General features: G+C 62.7%; 23 protein-coding genes. 7 read left to right on the top strand and 16 right to left on the bottom strand.

Features of this window, described 5'->3' with window-relative positions; all coding sequences use genetic code 11:
* Nucleotides 1–19 precede the first annotated feature (19 nt).
* The 3 genes from NKJ81_RS14350 to NKJ81_RS14340 all read right to left on the bottom strand — a co-directional run bounded on the left by NKJ81_RS14350 (nucleotide 20) and on the right by NKJ81_RS14340 (nucleotide 2025).
* Nucleotides 20–283 carry a hypothetical protein gene (locus tag NKJ81_RS14350; RefSeq protein WP_352471079.1) on the bottom strand — a complete coding sequence of 88 codons (264 nt, stop codon included), beginning with the start codon at nucleotides 281–283 and terminating at the stop codon, nucleotides 20–22.
* A gap of 224 nt (nucleotides 284–507) precedes the next feature.
* Nucleotides 508–1323 (bottom strand): CDP-alcohol phosphatidyltransferase family protein, encoded by an 816-nt coding sequence (locus NKJ81_RS14345; RefSeq protein WP_023677728.1) that lies wholly within the window; start codon nucleotides 1321–1323, stop codon nucleotides 508–510.
* A gap of 3 nt (nucleotides 1324–1326) precedes the next feature.
* Entirely contained in the window at nucleotides 1327–2025 is a 699-nt protein-coding gene (locus NKJ81_RS14340) for a phosphatidylserine decarboxylase (protein WP_352471078.1), read from the bottom strand.
* A gap of 263 nt (nucleotides 2026–2288) precedes the next feature.
* Between NKJ81_RS14340 and NKJ81_RS14335 the strand changes: the two genes are divergently transcribed.
* Complete coding sequence (locus NKJ81_RS14335; RefSeq protein WP_352540792.1) at nucleotides 2289–3155, top strand: SMP-30/gluconolactonase/LRE family protein; 867 nt, start codon at nucleotides 2289–2291, stop codon at nucleotides 3153–3155.
* 5 nt (nucleotides 3156–3160) lie between these two features.
* Here the strand turns inward: NKJ81_RS14335 and NKJ81_RS14330 are convergent, their stop codons facing one another.
* The 4 genes from NKJ81_RS14330 to NKJ81_RS14315 all read right to left on the bottom strand — a co-directional run bounded on the left by NKJ81_RS14330 (nucleotide 3161) and on the right by NKJ81_RS14315 (nucleotide 7443).
* Complete coding sequence (locus NKJ81_RS14330) at nucleotides 3161–3508, bottom strand: antibiotic biosynthesis monooxygenase (RefSeq protein ID WP_352471114.1); 348 nt, start codon at nucleotides 3506–3508, stop codon at nucleotides 3161–3163.
* An 89-nt stretch (nucleotides 3509–3597) separates the two neighbouring features.
* Nucleotides 3598–5484 (bottom strand): ABCB family ABC transporter ATP-binding protein/permease, encoded by a 1887-nt coding sequence (locus tag NKJ81_RS14325; RefSeq protein WP_352471076.1) that lies wholly within the window; start codon nucleotides 5482–5484, stop codon nucleotides 3598–3600.
* Nucleotides 5485–5503: 19 nt separating this feature from the next.
* On the bottom strand, nucleotides 5504–5878 hold the full coding sequence (locus tag NKJ81_RS14320; protein ID WP_352471075.1) for an ArsR/SmtB family transcription factor: 375 nt from the start codon (nucleotides 5876–5878) through the stop codon (nucleotides 5504–5506).
* Between the two features lie 59 nt (nucleotides 5879–5937).
* The gene (locus NKJ81_RS14315) at nucleotides 5938–7443 is read right to left on the bottom strand and encodes a LysM peptidoglycan-binding domain-containing protein (RefSeq protein ID WP_352540791.1); all 1506 of its coding nucleotides are present in this window, start codon (nucleotides 7441–7443) and stop codon (nucleotides 5938–5940) included.
* 114 nt (nucleotides 7444–7557) lie between these two features.
* Between NKJ81_RS14315 and NKJ81_RS14310 the strand changes: the two genes are divergently transcribed.
* Nucleotides 7558–8169 carry an LOG family protein gene (locus tag NKJ81_RS14310; RefSeq protein WP_352471073.1) on the top strand — a complete coding sequence of 204 codons (612 nt, stop codon included), beginning with the start codon at nucleotides 7558–7560 and terminating at the stop codon, nucleotides 8167–8169.
* A gap of 94 nt (nucleotides 8170–8263) precedes the next feature.
* Here the strand turns inward: NKJ81_RS14310 and NKJ81_RS14305 are convergent, their stop codons facing one another.
* Nucleotides 8264–9169: a LysR family transcriptional regulator gene (locus NKJ81_RS14305; protein ID WP_352540790.1), complete on the bottom strand. Its 906-nt coding sequence runs from the start codon at nucleotides 9167–9169 to the stop codon at nucleotides 8264–8266.
* Nucleotides 9170–9269: 100 nt separating this feature from the next.
* On the opposite strand from NKJ81_RS14305, the gene NKJ81_RS14300 reads away from it, so the two are divergent.
* A complete protein-coding gene (locus NKJ81_RS14300) occupies nucleotides 9270–9560 on the top strand; it encodes a muconolactone Delta-isomerase family protein (protein ID WP_352540789.1) in 291 nt (96 codons plus the stop codon).
* Between the two features lie 56 nt (nucleotides 9561–9616).
* Here the strand turns inward: NKJ81_RS14300 and rarD are convergent, their stop codons facing one another.
* From rarD to cysS, 7 genes are all read right to left on the bottom strand, one after another.
* Complete coding sequence (rarD, locus tag NKJ81_RS14295; protein ID WP_352540788.1) at nucleotides 9617–10549, bottom strand: EamA family transporter RarD; 933 nt, start codon at nucleotides 10547–10549, stop codon at nucleotides 9617–9619.
* Nucleotides 10550–10632: 83 nt separating this feature from the next.
* Complete coding sequence (cimA, locus tag NKJ81_RS14290) at nucleotides 10633–12255, bottom strand: citramalate synthase (RefSeq protein WP_352471068.1); 1623 nt, start codon at nucleotides 12253–12255, stop codon at nucleotides 10633–10635.
* Nucleotides 12252–13208, bottom strand: a complete 957-nt coding sequence (pip, locus tag NKJ81_RS14285) for a prolyl aminopeptidase (RefSeq protein WP_352540787.1) — start codon at nucleotides 13206–13208, stop codon at nucleotides 12252–12254. Before pip ends, cimA begins: the two co-directional genes overlap by 4 nt.
* Nucleotides 13205–13681, bottom strand: a complete 477-nt coding sequence (locus NKJ81_RS14280; protein WP_352448982.1) for a GFA family protein — start codon at nucleotides 13679–13681, stop codon at nucleotides 13205–13207. The genes pip and NKJ81_RS14280 overlap by 4 nt, the downstream gene beginning before the upstream one ends.
* A complete protein-coding gene (locus NKJ81_RS14275; RefSeq protein WP_352471066.1) occupies nucleotides 13678–14169 on the bottom strand; it encodes a GFA family protein in 492 nt (163 codons plus the stop codon). Before NKJ81_RS14275 ends, NKJ81_RS14280 begins: the two co-directional genes overlap by 4 nt.
* Nucleotides 14170–14175: 6 nt before the next feature.
* Nucleotides 14176–14562 carry a VOC family protein gene (locus NKJ81_RS14270; protein ID WP_352540786.1) on the bottom strand — a complete coding sequence of 129 codons (387 nt, stop codon included), beginning with the start codon at nucleotides 14560–14562 and terminating at the stop codon, nucleotides 14176–14178.
* Complete coding sequence (gene cysS / locus NKJ81_RS14265) at nucleotides 14559–16028, bottom strand: cysteine--tRNA ligase (protein ID WP_352471064.1); 1470 nt, start codon at nucleotides 16026–16028, stop codon at nucleotides 14559–14561. Before cysS ends, NKJ81_RS14270 begins: the two co-directional genes overlap by 4 nt.
* A 412-nt stretch (nucleotides 16029–16440) precedes the next feature.
* On the opposite strand from cysS, the gene NKJ81_RS14260 reads away from it, so the two are divergent.
* Complete coding sequence (locus NKJ81_RS14260; RefSeq protein WP_023677745.1) at nucleotides 16441–16590, top strand: hypothetical protein; 150 nt, start codon at nucleotides 16441–16443, stop codon at nucleotides 16588–16590.
* 56 nt (nucleotides 16591–16646) lie between these two features.
* Here the strand turns inward: NKJ81_RS14260 and NKJ81_RS14255 are convergent, their stop codons facing one another.
* Nucleotides 16647–17408, bottom strand: a complete 762-nt coding sequence (locus NKJ81_RS14255; RefSeq protein ID WP_352540785.1) for an SOS response-associated peptidase — start codon at nucleotides 17406–17408, stop codon at nucleotides 16647–16649.
* Between the two features lie 123 nt (nucleotides 17409–17531).
* Here NKJ81_RS14255 and NKJ81_RS14250 point away from each other — a divergent pair, with 123 nt between their 5' ends.
* The 3 genes from NKJ81_RS14250 (at nucleotide 17532) to NKJ81_RS14240 (ending at nucleotide 19016) form a co-directional block, all read left to right on the top strand.
* Nucleotides 17532–17957 (top strand): NUDIX hydrolase, encoded by a 426-nt coding sequence (locus NKJ81_RS14250; RefSeq protein ID WP_352540784.1) that lies wholly within the window; start codon nucleotides 17532–17534, stop codon nucleotides 17955–17957.
* Nucleotides 17958–18005: 48 nt separating this feature from the next.
* Complete coding sequence (locus NKJ81_RS14245; RefSeq protein ID WP_023677748.1) at nucleotides 18006–18383, top strand: TIGR02301 family protein; 378 nt, start codon at nucleotides 18006–18008, stop codon at nucleotides 18381–18383.
* Nucleotides 18384–18758: 375 nt separating this feature from the next.
* The gene (locus NKJ81_RS14240) at nucleotides 18759–19016 is read left to right on the top strand and encodes a hypothetical protein (protein WP_023677749.1); all 258 of its coding nucleotides are present in this window, start codon (nucleotides 18759–18761) and stop codon (nucleotides 19014–19016) included.
* Nucleotides 19017–19061 lie beyond the last annotated feature (45 nt).

The raw sequence follows: 19061 nt of genomic DNA, 5'->3' as shown, positions 1-19061 counted from the left end.
ACACTTTTGCGCGAATGCATTAGAGGACTACCACCGACAACAGCAGAATGACGCCGACGGCCATCATCAGCAGGCCCGGCCAGTTCTGCGACAGGCCGAGAAAACGGAGCCCGCGTCGTCGCGGCTCCAGAGTCGGACCTGGTGTTGCGAGATTGGGCGTCGGACTGTCCGGCGCGGTGGAGACAGCGGCCGGCTCACTAAGCCGCCCGCGCATGATGGCCGCAATCGCCATATACACGAGGCCGGCGACAGTCAGTAACGCGCCGATGAGGATGACAGCCATTTCTCCTCGTTTTCCGATGGTTCTGCGCCCGATGCGGCAGCTTGCGCTACGTTGACGACGTATCACGAGCAGCCGCTCAGGCGGACCTACCAACACAAACGGTCTAGCCGCCCAGCAAGTTCCGAAAACGGGGTTTTTGAGGTGCGTTCCACAGCGCCGCGTGCTCTGCGAGCCTTTTTGGAATCATGCACTGCCAGGCGCAACGCGAACTGGCACCAAATCCGTCAGCCAATATCCGAGGACGGCACCTTCTCGCCTTCGCGCTTGGCGCGTCTCGAATAGGCCCGCACGCTGAACGGCAAGAAGACCAGATAGCCGGCAACCGAGGCCGTCAGCGTATACCAGGGATAGGTCATCAAAAGCAGGACGTAGAGGACGACTGCGAGGATGATCGGCAGCACCCTGTCGCCCGGTATCCTGACGCTCTTGCCGGAATAGACGGGCAGTCTGCTGACCAGCAGGAACGCCACCAATATTGTAAAGCCGGTGGCAATGAAGGCTGCCAGGCGGCTGGGTTCAAGCCCAAGCCTGAGGAAGAACAGATAGAGCGGCAGCATTACAAGCACCGCACCCGCCGGCGCCGGCACGCCGACGAAATATTCGGTTTGCCACTGCGGACGGTCGAGCTCTTCGTCGAGCACGTTGAAACGGGCAAGCCTCATCCCACAGGCGATGGTGAACAGCAGCGCGGCGATCCAGCCCGGCGAACCTGCCCTGTCGAGCAGAAAGGCATAGAGCACCAGCGCCGGTGCCACGCCGAAATTGACGATATCGGCCAGCGAATCCATCTGGGCGCCGAATTTGGAAGTCGCCTTCAGCATTCGCGCTAGACGGCCGTCGATACCATCGAGGAAGGCGGCGAGCAGCACCATCACCACCGCTGGCTCGAAGCGGCCCTCGAAGCCGAAGCGAATACCGGACAGGCCGGCGCAGATGGCAAGCACCGTGACCAGATTGGGCAGCACCATGCGCATCGGGATTTCGCGAATGCGCGGGCCACCGCCGCCATGCGCCTCGAATTTCTTGAACGGCGGCGCCACCGGTCAGGAGACCCGCACGAGCGGCGTTGCGGCAACGCCGCCGAATTCCGCCAGCACCGTCTCACCGCCAACCGCGGTCTGGCCGACGGCGACACGCGGCGTCGCGGTCGAGGGCAGGAATACATCGACGCGCGAGCCAAAGCGGATCAGCCCGAAGCGCTGGCCGGTGCCGATGGCGCCGCCGGGCTCGGCCCAGCAGACGATGCGCCGCGCCACCAGGCCGGCAATCTGCACCGCGGCGACCGTTCCATTGGGGCTTTCGATGACCAGCCCGTTGCGCTCGTTCTCGGTGCTTGCCTTGTCGAGCTCGGCGTTGAGGAATTTTCCTGGTCGATGCTCGATCCTGGAAATGCGGCCACGCACCGGCGAGCGGTTAACGTGGCAGGAAAAGACGTTCATGAATACCGAGATGCGGGTCATTTCGCCGCCGCCGAGGCCAAGCTCGCGCGGCGGCACGGCCGGGCCAACCGCCGAGACGATGCCGTCGGCCGGGCTGACAACCAGCCGGTCGTCGATCGGCGTGACGCGCTCGGGATCGCGGAAGAAATAGGCGCACCAGGCCGTCAGGATGAGACCGATCCAGAACAGGGTCGAGGAGAAATAGCCAAGAAAGAGCGTCGCCGTGCCGAACGCAGCGATAAAGGGATAACCCTCGCGGTGGATCGGAACGAACGCATTCTTGATCGTGTCAACGAGGCTCATGGGATGAGGGCAACCTTGGTTCCAAGTCCGGCCTCAATAGCGGAAACACCCCGCGGTCGCAACGCGACAATGAGAGCGCTCGGGGGTGGCGGTCACCGCCGTTTCAGGATGCCGTTAGCAGCATCCGGACTGCCGAAGTGATCAACCGGAAATGTTCATTGCGATTGTCGGAACGCAGCACTCTCGCCCGTCCTTGGCAAGACGGCGCCTCTCATCGGCCTTTCGGCCATGACGATTTGCGCAAACCCGGAGGTTCTCGGCCCATGCAGAAATCAGCAGCTAGGCAAGTGCAAGTGGTGATGAACGGCTTGGCCTTCGGCGAGTCACCGCGCTGGCACGACGGCCGGCTGTGGCTCTGCAACTGGGGCACGGGCCAGATCATCGCCGTTGACGCCCTAGGCAACAGCGAGATCGTGCTCACCGTGCCGGCCACCCTGCCCTATTCCATTGACTGGCTGCCGGACGGGCGCCTGCTTGTCGTGTCCGGCCGCGAAGGGCTGATCCTCAGGCAGGAGGCAGACGGGACATTGGTCACCCATGCCGATCTGAGACAACTATCAAAGAGCCCCTGGAACGAGATGGTGGTCGATGGGCGCGGCAACATATACGTCAATGGCGGTGGGCCTGCTCCGGCCCTCGGCCAGCATTTCGGTCCCGGCACCATCGTGCAAGTTGCACCGGATGGCTCGGTTCAGCAGGTGGCTGAGAACCTCGCGTTCGCCAATGGCATGGCGGTGACGCCCGACAACAAGACGCTGGTCGTTGCCGAGTCCCACGCCAACCGGCTGACCGCCTTCGACATCGCTGCCGATGGTGGCCTTTCCAACCGCAGGATCTGGGCCAATCTCGGCAACGGTTTTCCCGACGGCATCTGCCTCGATGCCGAAGGTGCGGCCTGGTATGCCGACGTTCCGAACCGGCATTGCGTGCGGGTGCGCGAGGGCGGCGCGATGCTCGAAAGCGTCGATGTCGACCGCGGCTGCTTTGCCTGCATGCTCGGCGGCAGCGAGGGAAAAACGCTGTTCATCGTCGCCGCCGAATGGCGCGGCTTCGAACATATGATCAGCGATGCCCGTACCGGCCAAGTGCTCAGCGTCGACGCTACTGCGCCGGGCGCCGGCTGGCCGTAGAGAGCTTACATCCCGGGAATCCGCTGATAGTTGGCAATATCGGCCTTGACGCCAAGTCGCGAAATGGTCTCCTGAGGATTGAAGCCGCTGCGCTCATGCGCAGCCTTGATGATCGGCACGACCTTGTCGACGGCGGCCTGCCCTTCCCATTCGACAATGGTCACGAGGTTGAACTCGCCCGGCCCCGAGAATTGCTCGAGCAGGAAATCCTGGACGAACCCTTGCTGCTGGCGCAGCAATTCATGCGTCATCCGGACCTTGGCAAGAATCTCCTCGCGGGCGTTGGCCGGAACGACAAACTTGTCCACCCGGAATACGCTGCCGCCAGTACCTGCCTGATTTATCCCATTCATATCGATTGTCTCCGTTTTTGAACGACGCATTTTGCTGCGATCCAAAACGGCCTACGATCTCAACTTAAGTTGAGGTCAAGCACGAATTTTCAGCTCACCTCCGAGGTGCGGCGGCGGACGACGACGCCGAACTCGTCGCTTTCGCGGGCAATGCGCAGCCGCTCCTCGGCCTCGCTTGCCTCGCGCTGGCGGTCCCACATCGATGCATAAAGGCCGCGCTTGGCTATCAAGGCGACATGGGTGCCGCGCTCGGCGATCTGGCCATCCTGCAGGACGATGATCTCATCGGCCGAAATCACTGTGGACAGCCGATGGGCGATGACGAGGGTGGTGCGGCCCTGGCTGACCAGGTCGAGTGCCGCCTGGATCTCCTGCTCGGTGTGGCTGTCCAGCGCCGAGGTCGCCTCGTCGAGCATCAGGATCGGCGGTGCCTTCAAAATGGTGCGGGCAATCGCCACCCGCTGCTTCTCGCCGCCGGACAGTTTTAATCCGCGCTCGCCGACCATTGAGCGATAGCCGTCGGGCAGCCGCTCGATGAACGGTCCGATCTGGGCCAGTTCTGCCGCCTTGCGCACATCCTCCTCGCTGGCGCCGACGCGGCCGTAGCGGATATTGTAGGCGATGGTGTCGTTAAACAGCACCGTGTCCTGCGGCACCATGCCGATGGCAGCGCGCAAGCTCTCCTGCGTCACGTCGCGAATGTCCTGGCCGTCGATCAGAATCTGGCCGCGCTGGATGTCGTAGAAGCGAAACAAGAGCCGCGAAATGGTCGACTTGCCGGCTCCGGAGGGGCCGACGATGGCCACCGTCTTGCCAGCTGGCACCTCGAAGCTGATGCCCTTCAGGATCTTGCGGTTGGGGTCGTAGGAAAAATGTACGTCGCGGAACTCGACCCTGCCGGCATCGACGACCAGCGGATTGGCGCCCGGCCGATCGACGATCTCACGCTTGACGTCGAGCAGATCGAACATGTTTTCGATGTCGGTCAGGCCCTGGCGAATTTCGCGGTAGATCATGCCGATGAAATTCAGCGGCACCGAAAGCTGCATGAGCATGGCGTTGACGAAGACGAAATCGCCGACGCTCTGTGTGCCCGCCTTCACCTCGAGCGCCGACATCACCATGACGACGGTCATGCCGATACCGAAGATCACACCTTGGCCGAAGTTCAGCCAGCCAAGCGAGGTCCAGGTCCTGGTCGCCGCCAACTCGTAGCGCGCCGTGGACCGGTCGAACCGCTCGGCCTCCATGGTTTCGTTATTGAAATATTTGACTGTTTCGTAGTTGAGCAGCGAGTCGATCGCCTTCGTGCTGGCTTCATTGTCGCTTTCGTTCATCTCACGGCGGATCGAAATACGCCAATCGCTCGCCCTGACGGTGAACCAGACATAGAGCCAGACCGTGACCGCGATCACCAAGACGTATAGCCAGCCATAGGTGACGGCGAAGATGCCGGCGGTGAGCGCGAATTCGACGATTGTCGGCGCCGTCGCCAGCATGGTGAAGCGGACTATCGTCTCGATGCCCTTGGTGCCGCGCTCAATGACGCGCGACAGTCCGCCGGTGCGCCGTTCGAGGTGGAAGCGCAGCGACAGTTCGTGCATGTGCACGAAGGTGCGGAAGGCGAGCCGGCGGACCGCATGCTGGCCGACCCGTGCAAACAGGGCATCGCGTAACTGGTTGAAGCCGAGCTGCACCAGCCGCACCGCATTGTAGGCGACGACCAGCATGACCGGCGCCAGCAGCAGGGCCGGCAGCGGCGGCGGCGATTTGCTATCGCCGGCCAGTGCGTCGGTCGCCCATTTGAAGAAATAGGGTCCGGCCACCAGGGTCAGCTTGGCGACCACCAGCAGTACGGTGGCCCATACCACTCGGGCCCTCAGGTCGGCGCGGTCGGCCGGCCACATATAGGGCCAGAGATTGCGCAACGTTCTGAAGGTCGAGCCGGAATCTGCGGAAACGGTTTTCTCGGCCATTCTTGTTTACCTTATGATTTTAGCGGCCGGAGCAGCAGGAATCGACCAGCGCGGCCAGCGATGCCGAAACATCGGCGAGCGCGGCGCGGTCGAGCTCATAGCGGGAGCGCTGGCGGTCAGGCTCGAAGCGGATCAGCCCGGCCTCGACCAGGATCTTCAAATGCTGGGAAACGGTGGACTGCGCCAGGTCGAGATGCTCGACGACCTCGCGACAGCAGCAGGAACGGCTTGCGGAAAGGTGTTTGAGAATTTCGATCCGCGCTGGATGCGAAAGGGCCGCGAGCCGGACAGCGACAGCGCGGCTATCCGGCATGCAGTTGGCCGGCGTGCAGTTGGCCGGCGGGCGTTCATCTGCCGCGCGGCTTCGGTCCGTTACGAGGGGGGATTCGGTCATCGTCCATCGGCGATAAACGATGACTGGCCCTGCCGCAAGCTATCCTGATGGGCAGAAGGCTATTCGGCCTTGACTGGCGCCGTCGTCATCTGGTCGCCCATTGCCTTGAGATCGGCGGGCTCGCCTTCCTTCGATTTCTCCGGCACCTTGAACACCTGCCCCGGCCAGATGCGGTTCGGATTGCTGATCTGGTCCTGGTTGGCGAGATAGATGGTCGAGTAGCGCATGCCCTGGCCATAGACCCGCCGCGAAATCCGCCACAGCGTGTCATGGCGGCGGATGATGACTGCACCATCGGCATGTTCGAGCTTTGGCGCCACGGTCTCGGGCGTTTCGCCCGGAGGCGTTGCGACAGCCATTTCGGCCGGGGCCTCGGTTGTAGGAGCGGGGGCAGTTGCGGGCGTTTCGGCGGCCGTTGCCGGTGCGGCTTCGGTCGCCGGAGCATTCGGCTCGGCTGGTTTTATCCCGGCAGGCTTCTGCTCGGCCGGCGCCACGGCCGCAACCGCCTCACCAGGCTCGCGCTCGAACGGCACAGCCGCACGGGCAACCACCGTCACGCCGTCGGCATCGAGCGCATCGACGTGGATGGTGTAGGTGCCGACCGGGATGTCGCGTGTCGCTTCGACCAGGAAGTGGCGGTCGGGCGAGGTCTTCGCGTCACCGAGCAGGATATCGTTGGCATACGCACGCACCTTGCGGCCGGGATCGGCGACGCCGGCAACGAAAATCTTGTTGCCGTCGATTTCGACAGCTTCGACGACGATCTTCCGCTCCGCCGCGGAAGTAGCGGGCGCTGCCGGTGTGGCGGGCGCTGCCGGAGCCGGCGCGGCTTCAACAGCGGCCGGCGCGGCAGGAGCAGACGCTGCTGGAACATCAGCCGCCGGGGCGGCTGGCGCCGGCGCTGCGGCAGCCGGCAATTCGGTGCCCGTGGCGGGTGGCTGAACGGCCGCCTGTTCGCCGACAGGCGGCGAGGCGTCAGATTTCGCCTGAGGGGCCGGAACAGTGAGCAGTTCGGACGGCTTGCCCGGCTCCTCGACCATTGCCAGCACCTGGCCGGTGGAATTCTGGGGGATCGAAACGACCGCGGTCTGCGCCGAGGCGGTCACGACATTGCCAGCCGTCGAGCGCAGCGTGATCGTGTAGTCGCCGGGCTTCAGCGGATCGTCGAGAATAATGGCAAAGGCGCCGTCGGGACCGGCGACCGTCGAGCCGAGCACAGCCGAACCGTTGAGAATCTCGACCTTGGCGTTGGGCGCCGCATTGCCGGCGACGACGATCGAGCCGTTGCTTTCGACGCGCACGATGTCGAAGGTCGGCACGATTGCACCTGCTGTGGCCGGCGCGGCGGGCGCTGCCGCATCGGTGGACGCGGCAGACGCAGGCGGCAGCCGGTCCTCGGTCGCCGGAGCGGCCGGTTTCGAAGCCGGCGGCGTCAGCGCCGCGACCTCCGCAGGCCGGGTAGAATTGAGATACGGGTCGAGTGCGCCCGATACATAGGCGGTTCCCGCTGCTGCGACAGAGCCGCCAGCCGCGAACAAAAACGCCTTCAATGGATTAATTGCCATGTTTCCCTGCCCCTTAGCCACCTAATTTCGGTCTAGCCTGTTTTGCCAAAGCCGACAAGAAAAAGCCCGCCCCGGGGCTTGACCATGCCTATAGTCCCTATCACCAATCATAACATGAATACGATTCGATCTGTCTGCGTCTATTGCGGCTCGTCCCCGGGCCGAGATGAGACCTATATCAAGGCCGGACACCTGCTTGGCCGCTCGATCGGCAAGTCCGGCCTGCGTCTGATTTATGGCGGCGGCACTAAAGGGATCATGGGTGCCGTCGCTGAAGGGGCATTAAAGGCCGGTGGCAAGGTAACCGGCATAATTCCACGCTTTCTGATCAACCGGGAGGCGACCGAAACCGCGCTTAACCGGCTCGACGAGCTCGTCATCACCGACAACATGCACGAGCGCAAGCACAGGATGTTTGAGAAATCCGACGCCTTTGTGGCGTTGCCCGGCGGCATCGGCACGGTCGAGGAGATCGTCGAGATCATGACTTGGGCGCAGCTCGGCCATCACCGCAAGCCGATCGTCTTCGGCAACGTCGGAGGATTCTGGGATCCGATGCTGGCGTTGCTCGACCACATGGCAACGGAGGGCTTCATCCACACGGCGCAACGGGTCAAGCCGCTGGTGGTCGAGGATCCGGAAGCAATCGTCGCCGCTATCATGGTGGCGGGATCCTCCGTCGATGCACCGACGGAGGGCGTGCAGTCGGTGATTGATAAGATGTAAAGTGAATGGTGAATGGTGAATGGTGAATGGTGAATGGTGAATGGTGAAGTAGAAGACTTTCCAAACCGGCGCCTGTCTATTCACTATTCACTATTCACTCCTTCCCTACTGCCTTCCTCAAGTCTCCGATGACCGCGCGCTTGTCCCGACGCCGCCAGGCGAGATGGATCGAGACGGTGCGTTCGAACCACGGCAGATCGCGAAACACGGTCTGAGGCGGCGCGGCACTCCGCAGGCTGGCCTGCACCGTCGCCAGCCCAAGCCCGGCGCTGACCAGGCCCAACGACGTCAACGGATCGGTCGTCTCATAGGCAATGTCGGGCAGGAAGCCCGCCTTCGCGCAGGCGGCGAGAAATTGGCTGCGGTTGGTGTCGTCAGGCTGGCGCACCACCGTGATCCAGGTGCGTCCGTCCAGTTGCTGCGGCAGTATCTCCGCGATTTCTGCCAATGGATCGCCTTCCGGCATCGCCAGAACCAGCGGCTCGCGCATAATGAGCATGGCGGCGATGTCGGGATCGTCGGCAGGAGGAGGCGTGTAGACGAGGCCCAGATCGAGCGATCGTTCGCGCAGCGCTTCGATCTGGGCGGCGGAACGCTGACCCTTCAGTTGAAGATGAAATTCGGGCCGGTCGCGGCGAAACTGGCGCAGCATCCGAGCGACAAGCCCGGCATGGACCGCACCTTCCACATAACCGATGGCGAGACGGCCGACCGTACCGCTGGCGAGATTGCGGCCGAGCTCCTCCAGCCGTCTTGCATGGGCCAGCAGCGCACGCGCCTCGGCAAGAAAAGCGCGGCCCTCGGCATTGAGATGAACACGCTGCCTCGCCCTCTCGAACAGTGCGACGCCCAGCTGCTCCTCCAGCTGAATGATCTGACGGCTGAGCGGCGACTGCGAGATGTGCAGCAATTCGGCGGCACGCCCGACGTTGCCGGTTTCGGCCACCGTGATGAAATAGCGAAGCTGGCGCAGGTCGAACATTGTTGCTTCGATGCTCAAGTCCCGTGAGGTCTCAAATTTAGCCTAATCAGTCTTGGACTGTCTGGCCAGCAGAAGCGAATATTTCCGCCATTCCAACGGCCAACATCAGGAGATTCCGATGCAGTTCTTTGCCCTTCTTGCACGCAACACCGAAAAGTTCACCGACCCCGATTTCGCGCCGCTGCTGCCTGGCGAGGCCGAGCAGCGCCGCACGCTCTATGCCGAAGGCGCCGTGCGTCAGGTGTGGAATCGGGGCGACATACCCGGCAGCGGCATGATGTTCGAAGCCGGCAGCGATGCCGACGTGCGCCACCATCTTGCAACTTTGCCGCTGGTCAAGGCCGGCATGATGGATATTGCCGCCGTCGTGCCGCTGCAGCCATATCCCGGCTTCGGGCCGAAGCGCTGAGCGCTCGTGAAAGACGCGGCTGCCGGCATTAAGACCGGGCCAGCCGCCTTTCTTCGTTACGCGGCTCGAACTGATGCGGAAACGGTCTTGCGCGCCGAAGAAAACATCGACCAGGAGTACATCGCCAGTGCCGCCCAGATCAGCCCGAAGGCTATGGCCTGAACACTGCCGAAAGGTTCGCCGAAAATCAGCACCGCGATCAAAAAGACGATCGTCGGCGCGATATATTGCATGATGCCAATGGTGGAGAGGCGCAGCAGCCTGGCGCCGAACGCAAACAATAGCAGCGGCACGGCGGTGACCGGACCGCAGCCGATCAGCAAGGCGGTGTCGTTCAGCGAGCTCGAGACGAAATGATCCTGTCCTGTGGCGATCAGGAAGATGATGTAGCCGAGTGCCGGCACCGACAGCAGCAGCACTTCAAGCAGGAAGCCCTGGCTCGGGCCGATTGGCAGCGTCTTGCGGAAGAAGCCATAGGCGGCAAAGGAAAAGGCTAGCACCAGCGACACCCAGGGCAGTTTGCCGGCGTCGATGGTCAGCACCGCGACCGCGATTGCCGCCAGCACCACCGCCGCGATCTGCAGGCGGTCGAGCCGCTCGCCGAGGAGCAGCGCGCCGACAACGACGCTGACCAGCGGGTTGATGTAGTAGCCGAGCGCGGTCTCGATGGTGCGGTCGACCGCGATCGCCCAGACATAAATACCCCAGTTGACCGAGATCAGCGCCGCCGTCAGCACCGCCATCGAAATGATGCGCGGCGAACGAACTGCCGCTTTGAAATCGGCAGTGCGACCGGCCCAGACCAGGACAGCGGCCGCGATCGGCACTGACCAGACGATGCGGTGGGCGATAACTTCGGCCAGCGGCAGATGCGCGACAGCCTTCATGTAGAAGGGCAGCAGCCCCCAAAGCAGGTAGGCGCCGAGCGCCAGCAGGAAGCCGCGACGAGCTTTGGTGTCGGCCCCGATGTGAAGTGCTTGGGTAGTCATGGCCCAAGGCTATGCGCCAGCGGCTTGCCCAAAACCATCGCAAATTGCTGATGGATCAATGGAGTCTCGCTGATGGTTCAACGCTACTCCGCCGCCGCCAAGCCCGCCATGTCGCGGTTCTTCATCAGCTTATAGACGATCGAATCCATCAGCGCCTGGAAGGAAGCATCGATGATGTTTTCGGAGACGCCGACCGTCCACCAGCGCGCACCGGTGCCGTCATGCGATTCAATCAGCACGCGGGTGATCGCCTCGGTGCCGCCGTTGAGGATACGCACCTTGAAGTCGGCCAGTTCGAGATCGGCGATCTCGCTCTGGAATTTGCCGAGATCCTTGCGCAGCGCAATGTCGAGCGCGTTGACCGGGCCGTGGCCTTCGGCCACCGACATCTTCTCCTCGCCCTCGACCAGCACTTTCACGATCGCCTCCGAGACCGTCTTCAGCTGGCCGTTGGCGTCGAACCGGCGCTCGACCATGCAGCGGAAAGAAGTGACGCGGAAGAATTCCGGCAGGCCGTGCAGCATCTTGCGCGCCAAAAGCTCAAAGCTGGCGTCGGCACCTTCGTAGGCATAGCCCTCGGCCTCGCGCTCCTTGACCACGGCGATCAGCGCGTCGAGGCGATGGTCGTCCCGGGGCATGTCGATGCCACGCCGTTTCAGCTCAGCCAGGAAATTGGCCTTGCCGCCCTGGTCCGAAACCATGACGCGGCGGCGGTTGCCGACGGTCTCTGGCGGCACATGCTCGTAGGTCGCCGGCTCCTTTGCCAGCGCCGAGGCATGGATGCCGGCCTTGGTAGCAAAAGCGGAGGCGCCGACATAGGGCGCCTGCGCTTCGGGCGCACGGTTCAGCAACTCGTCGAAGGCGCGGGACAGGCGCGATATACCGGTCAACGCCTCTGCCGAAATGCCTGTAGCAAAGCGGCCCGAAAAGGCCGGCTTTAACGCCAATGTCGGCACGATCGAGATCAGGTTGGCGTTGCCGCAGCGCTCGCCGATGCCATTCAGCGTGCCCTGGATCTGGCGGACGCCGGCATCCACGGCGGCAAGCGAATTCGCCACCGCCTGGCCGGTGTCATCATGGGCGTGGATGCCGAGATGGTCGCCCGGTATGCCAGCGGCGATCACCTTTTCGACGATGGCGCGCACCTCGGAGGGCTGCGTGCCGCCATTGGTGTCGCACAGCACCACCCAGCGCGCGCCGGCATCGTAGGCCGTCCTGGCGCAGGCCAGCGCATAATCGGGGTTGGCCTTGAAGCCGTCGAAGAAATGCTCGCAGTCGACCATCGCCTCCTTGCCAGCAGTGAGCGCCGCCTCGACCGAGGCCTTGATCGCCTCGAGGTTCTCCTCATTGGTGCAGCCGAGCGCGACGCGGACATGGTAGTCCCAACTCTTGGCGACGAAGCAGATGGCGTCCGACTTCGACTGGACCAGCGCGGCAAGCCCAGGATCGTTCGAGATCGACACTCCTGCCCGTTTGGTCATGCCAAAGGCAACGAACTTGGCATCGGCCGTGCGACGCTCGGCAAAGAAGGCGGTGTCGGTTGGATTGGCGCCGGGGTAGCCACCCTCGACGTAGTCGATGCCGAACTCGTCGAGCAGCTTGGCGATGGCGATCTTGTCCTCGACGGAGAAGTCGATACCCGGCGTCTGCTGGCCATCGCGCAGCGTGGTGTCGAACAGATAAAGGCGCTCGCGAGCCATGGTCATTTCCCGGCAAACATGTCCGTTGCGCGGATCAGCCTGTCGAGGATACCCGGCTCCGAATAAGCGTGGCCGGCGCCTTCGATCAGATGGAAATCCGCTTTCGGCCACGCCTTGTGCAGCGCCCAGGCGTAGCGCGCCGGGCACGGCATGTCGTAGCGGCCGTGAACGATGGTACCCGGGATATCCTTAAGCTTCCATGCATCGCGCAGCAGCTGTCCCTCTTCCAGCCAGCCGGCATGGACGAAATAGTGGTTCTCGATGCGGGCGAAAGCCAGGGCATAATCATCCTGGCCGAAGGGACCGCTGGTTTCCGGTTCCGGCAGCAGCGTGATCGTCTCGCCCTCCCACAGGCTCCAGGCGCGGGCTGCCTCGACCTGCGCCACAGGATCGCTGCCGACCAGCCGTTTGCGGTAGGCGGCCATCATGTCGCCGCGCTCGGCCTCCGGGATCGGCGCCAGAAACCGCTCCCACTTGTCGGGGAACATCTCCGACACGCCGAACTGGTAGTACCATTCGAGTTCGGCGCGGGTCAGCGTGTAGATGCCGCGCACGACCAGTTCGCTGACCCGCTCGGGGTGGGTCTCGGCATAGGCCAGCGCCAGCGTCGAACCCCACGAACCGCCGAACACCAGCCATTTGTCGAAGCCGCACATTTTTCGCAGGCGCTCGATGTCGGCGACCAGGTGCCAGGTGGTGTTGGCTTCAAGCGAGGCATTAGGGGTCGATTTTCCGCAGCCGCGCTGGTCGAACAGGATGACATCGTACAGCTTCGGATCGAACAGCCGCCGGTGCTTTGGCGAAATGGTGCCGCCCGGCCCGCCATGCAGGAAGACAGCCGGCTTGGCCCCTCTGGTGCCGGAGCGCTCCCAATAGACCTGATGGCCATCGCCAACGTCGAGCATGCCGGACTCGAAAGCCTCGATCTCGGGATAGAGGGTACGGAATTCGCTGCTCATAATTTCAGGCCCTGCTGCGGCCAGTTGGCCGTCTCGTGATCGGGATGCTGGAAGGAGATGATGGATTCCTGTCGCGCGTAGAAATCCGGGTCGTCATGGATCGGCGCGTCGAAGATCGTCTCGACCCAAGGCAGCCTGGCGGCGTAGTTAACCTGGATCTGCGGCGCCAGATCGGAACGGTCGTCGAAGGCGCCGATGGCGATCTCCAGCGCGCCGGGCTGGCGGTAGGTCAGCGGTGTGCCGCAACGGGCGCAGAAGCCGCGATCGATGTTGACCGACGACTGAAAGTAACTCGGCTCCTCGCGCACCCATTCGACGCCGTCGCTCGGCACTGTCACCAGCGCGCCGAAAAACGACCCGAACTGTTTCTGGCACATGCGGCAATGACAAATGGACGGGCGGCCGAGCGCCCCGTGGATGCGGAAGCGCACGGCGCCGCACTGGCAGCCGCCGGTACGAACGGTTTCGGTCATGATTTTTCCTCCGGCGGCCATTGTTCGGTGTCGTGGTCGGGATGTTGGTAGGAGACGAGATCGGCGAGATAGGAGGCCGGCGAGACGTCGGCCATCGTTTCCTCACCTGGCAATTCGTGGACGTGATCCACGTACGGGAGCTTGGCTTCGACACCCCATTGGATGGTCGGCGCAATCTCCTCGGGGTGGTCGAATGTGGCGATGGCGAGGGCCACCCCGTCGGGCGCTTCGAAGGTCAGCGGCGTGCCGCATTCGGCACAGAAACCGCGCAAAGCCGCGTTGGACGAGCGGAAGCGTTTGGGCTCACCGCGCGTCCAGTCCAGCCTTGCGCCGCGCACCGAGACCAGCGGCAGGTAGAAATTGCCGCTCGCCTTCTGGCACATACGGCAATGGCATACGGAAGCATCGCCGAGAGCTCCTTCGACGCGGAAGCGCACCGCGCCGCACTGGCAGCCGCCTGTATAGACCGGTCTGTTGTCGAGGCTCATCGCGCACTACTCCGGGGCATGGCAAACCGCCTCGACATTGTTGCCGTCGGGATCGAAAACAAAAGCGCCATAATAGTTCGGATGGTAGTGCGGGCGCAGGCCCGGCCGGCCATTGTCCTTGCCGCCGGCGGCAATCGCCGCGGCGTGAAAGGCATCGACCTCGGCGCGGCTGCGAGCCGTGAAGGCGACATGCTGATGATCCTTCGGCTTGTCCTTGTCGGCATGCAGCCAAAACACTGGCCGGTCGCGGCCGTAGCCGCCGACCTTGGCGCCGCCGGTATATTCCTGCGGCACCATGTAGAGCAGCGAGGCGCCGAGCGGCGCCATCGCCTTGTCGTAAAAAGCCTTCGACGCGTCGAAATCCGAAACGGTGATGCCGAGATGATCGATCATCTTTTTACCTCCCAGGTGGTGATGCGTTCGCCGGTGACGGGGTCCTTGCCGTCCTTCAACTGGATGCCTTGCGTCAGCAACTCGTCGCGGATGCGGTCGGCCTCGGCCCAGTTCTTGGCGGCGATCAACGCGAGGCGTTTGGCGATCGCCTTGGCAATGGCGTCTTCATCCACCTTGGCTGTTGCGATGTCGAAGCCGAGGAACAGAAGCGATGCCTTCAGTGAAGCGGCAGCATCGTTGTCTTCGGCGGCTGCGTTGCCGCTACCTGCGTTGAAATCAACAGCATCACCAGCCAACTGCGTCAGCAACTGGAATGCGGCGTAGGTGGCAAGGTCATCCGACAGCGCTTCGATCACATCCGCCGGCACCGGCTTTGCCGTCGGCGGCGCCAGATCGGCCGCCCGCTTCCATTTGCGCAGCGTATTCTCCGCCTCTTCCAGCTTGCGCACGGAAAAGTCGATCGGCTCGCGATAGTGCGTCATCAGCATCGCCAGCCTGAGCACCTCGCCCGGCCATTTGCGGCCGCCAAAGGTATCCGTCTCCAGCAATTCGGTGATCGAATAGAAATTGCCCAGGCTCTTGGACATCTTCTGGCCCTCGACCTGCAGGAATCCGTTGTGCATCCAAACCTTGGCCATCGTTTCGGTGCCGTGGGCGCAACGCGATTGCGCGATCTCGTTCTCGTGGTGCGGAAAGATCAGGTCGAGACCACCGCCATGGATATCGAACACCTCGCCGAGATAGGCGGCCGACATCGCCGAGCACTCGATGTGCCAGCCCGGCCGACCCCTGCCCCACGGGCTGTCCCAGCCCGGCTCCTCGGGCGAAGACAATTTCCACAGCACGAAATCCTGCGGGTTCTTCTTGTGCTCATCGACGGCGACGCGGGCGCCGGCCTGCTGCTCATCGAGATTGCGCTTCGACAACTGCCCATAATCCGGCATGGAAGCGGTGTCGAACAAGACTTCTCCAGCCGCGACATAGGCATGGCCGCGTTCGATCAAGCGTTGAATCAAGAAGATCATGTCGACCTTGCCGTCGGGCCTGGGCTCGACGAACTCGGTGGCGCGCGGCTCGACCGTCGGTTCCAGGCAACCGAGCGCCGCAACGTCCTTGTGGAACTGACCGGCGGTCTTTTCGGTGACCCGCCTGATCGCTTCGTTCAGCGACAGCTTGCCCGATGCAATTTCGCCGCCGAAATCGCGCAGCGCGCGAGCGTTGATCTTGTCGTCGACGTCCGTAATGTTGCGGACGTAAGTGACGTGCGCTTGCCCGTAGAGATGGCGCAGCAAGCGGAACAGCACGTCGAAGACGATCACCGGCCGCGCATTGCCGATATGGGCGAAGTCATAGACCGTCGGGCCGCAGACATACATGCGCACGTTGCGCGGATCGATCGGGAAGAAATCCTCCTTGCTCCGCGTTAGCGTGTTGTAGAGGCGCAGGCTCTTCGATGCGTCAGACATACGTGCGTTCCCGGTGTGTTACTTTGGCATGACCTTTTGGGATCGTGCCTGGATGGAGTCGGTTACGCCGAGGCGCGAATCGGCTCCAGCCTGCTGGCCGGGGCGTTTGTCCAATCTGGGAGGAGATGAGGCGAAAACGTCCAGGACCAGCGCGAGGCTAGCCAATAATGCAAATGCCACAAATGGCGAAAGACGTTCTCATGGCCGGCTTTATCGCCTTGCCCGGTGTTGCCGTCAAGTCGCTACCTTCGCCAAAAATATCGTTGGCTCACAGGAATTGAGCCACTGAAACATTTTATTAAACAGGTCGGCACTGTGATGAAACATTCGCCGGCTAGATCAGCAAGCGTCACGATTTGGTCGGATTCGGCCAGCAAACGCAGACACGAAGACGTTACCAGGGAAGAGAACAATGCCTAAGCAAGAATCCAACCGCGCCAAGCAACCGGCGCTCGCCAGCCATTACCGGGCGATCGGCCCGGCAGCAATCGTCGCAGCTCTTCTGCACACCGCGAAGAAGAAGAAGCCGGCGCAAAAAATCGTTTCGCCGCGCGCTGCCTGAGAATGCCGTCGGGAAAGATTGAGGCGCTCACGGCGAACCAGTAATAGTAGCTTTTGCTAAAATAAACTCATCTGACTGTCGTTCGCGCCGGACTTCCGGCGCTTGACCTTGTCGGGCTCAAGCTCGACGACGCCCTTCTCCTGAATCTCCGGCCCGGTATTGGCGACCTTGTTGACGAGGTCGGAAATCGGGATCGCTTCGAAGAAATCGAGCTGGGCGGGTCTCAGCAGATCGGCCACGTCGCGCGGCTCGAGCGTGCGGCAATCCAGCCAGCGCGCGAAATCTTCGGGATGGATCACCACCGGCATGCGGTCGTGGATATGGGCAGTGTCGGCATTGGCGTGGGCGGTCAGAATGGCGCCGGTGTCCATTTCCGAGCCGCCCGGCTCAGCATAGGTCTCAATCAGCCCGGCGAAGGCGACAAGCCCGCCATGCCTTGGCCGCACCCAATAGGGCTGCCCTCTTCTGCCACCGGTTTGGTGCCATTCGTAGAATCCCGAAGCCGGTACCAGGGCGCGGCGATGGCGCATGGCAGCGCGAAACGACGCCTTTTCCGAAACCCCCTCAGAACGCGCGTTGAACAGCAGCGGGAAGTTACGCGTATCCTTGACCCAGGCCGGGATCAGGCCCCAGCGCACCAGCATCGAGCGGCGGTCGGGCAGGTTCGAGCCCGGCGCCTGTGGCAATCCGGCGAACGCCATCAGCACCGGCTGCGTCGGCGCGATGTTGTAGCGGGCCGGAAACTCCTCAAGTTCCGCTAGGCTGAGAAAGGCGGCGGTCTGGTCCGGAGTGGCCGTCAAAGCAAAGCGTCCGCACATGAATTCAGCTCTCGAATTGGTGGCATGTGAAAGTGGCCATGGAATCCGCCTTTCGCAACCGCTAAAGCTGTTCGCCGGCGGCCGGTCCACAACGGGCTATGCCAATCGAGCGATCCGAAGCCCATGGAAGCACGCAAGATCATTCCGGCAGTCTCGGTCTGCGTCGTGCGCGAGAACACGGTGCTGCTGGTCAAGCGGGCCAGGCCGCCCTCGCAAGGTCTCCATGCCTTTCCCGGCGGCAAGGTCGAAGCCGGCGAGACGCTGGAACAGGCAGCACGGCGCGAATTGCTGGAAGAGACCGGATTGCAGGCGCGCAGCTACCGGCCGCTGCGGGAAATCCACATCGACGGCAGCGGCGACGGGCATCCGGTCGACTACTGGCTGACGGTGTTTGGGGCCGAGTATGCTGGCGGCGAGGCGGTGGCCAGCGACGATGCCGAGACCGCGGCTTTCTATACGCTGGCCGAAATGACAGCGATGCCGCTCGCCGATGCAGTGTTTGAAATTGCCGACGATCTACTCGGTCCCGACAAAGACGGCGAGATCTGAGCCAAAGAATCGCCTTGCAGGCGACAAATTGTTTCAGCACAAGGACCCATGAGCCGCACGTCTTCGTTTCTCGCCGCATGCCTCGCCGTCAGTGTGGTTGTCGGTGCGCGCCCGGCGATTGCCGCCGAAGCACCGTTCGAGCCCGGGCTGATGCGGCTGGCGGAAGTGCTCGGCTCGCTGCATTTCCTGCGTAATCTGTGTGGCGAGAAGGGCGATCGGTGGCGAGCCGAGATGGAAAAACTGATCGCATCGGAAAATCCGAACCCGGAGCGGCGCGCCCGCTTCATCGCCAGCTTCAACCGCGGTTACCGGTCGTTCGGCGGCACTTATACGCAATGCACCGCCTCGGCGACGGAAGCCATCAGCCGCTACATGAAGGAAGGCGAGACGCTGTCTCGCGACATCGCCTCGCGCTACGGAAACTGACGGCGGCAGCCGCTTTGCGGAAAAGCCGCCGCATCAAGGGTCGGCGCCGTTGCGGCGGACGCGCTCGACGCTTCTCCGCTTGCCTCGAGTGAGGTCTTGGTGCAAACCTGATGTTGCACTTTTGCAACTATGTTAACGAAACGTTAGCGCGCAGATGTGAAATTAACTCAAACTGAAGGTTTCCGTCCCCTTGGCCTGCCTAATCGGCTAAGTTTGAAACGGATCGGACGCAGGTTTGCTGGACGCGACGGAATTTGTAGACGACGACCAAAAAAATGTCGCATTTACAAATACTTACTGCGCCTGCGTGTAAAAGGGACAACTCAAGCTTGATCCCTGTCCAACGGATCACCGCTTGAAAGGGTGGACATCGCAATGGAACATGGCGTCAACGACATCGACGCGCTGGTCAGGGAAGAAAAGCGCCTGACCGCCGTGGAAAGCCACAGCGAAGCCTGGGCAGAAGGATTGTCGGCCGGGATCGAGCCGGAAATCATCGCCGAGGCAGCCCTCGAAACGGCATTCGGCGAAATGCTGCGCACCAATGGCGAGACCTCGGCGCTTGCCCTGCTCGATCGTATGCGTGAAAAGGTGATTGCCGGGGCCTTCGAGCCCGAAAGACTGCGGCACTGACCCCGGTTCTTTGACGACGGCGCGCCGCCGGACATCATGTCCGGG

The sequence above is a fragment of the Mesorhizobium sp. M0018 genome, from assembly GCF_040323955.1.
GTDB lineage: Bacteria > Pseudomonadota > Alphaproteobacteria > Rhizobiales > Rhizobiaceae > Mesorhizobium.
Note: the sequence above shows the minus strand (reverse complement) of the source record. Positions and strands in the feature narration are given on the sequence as shown.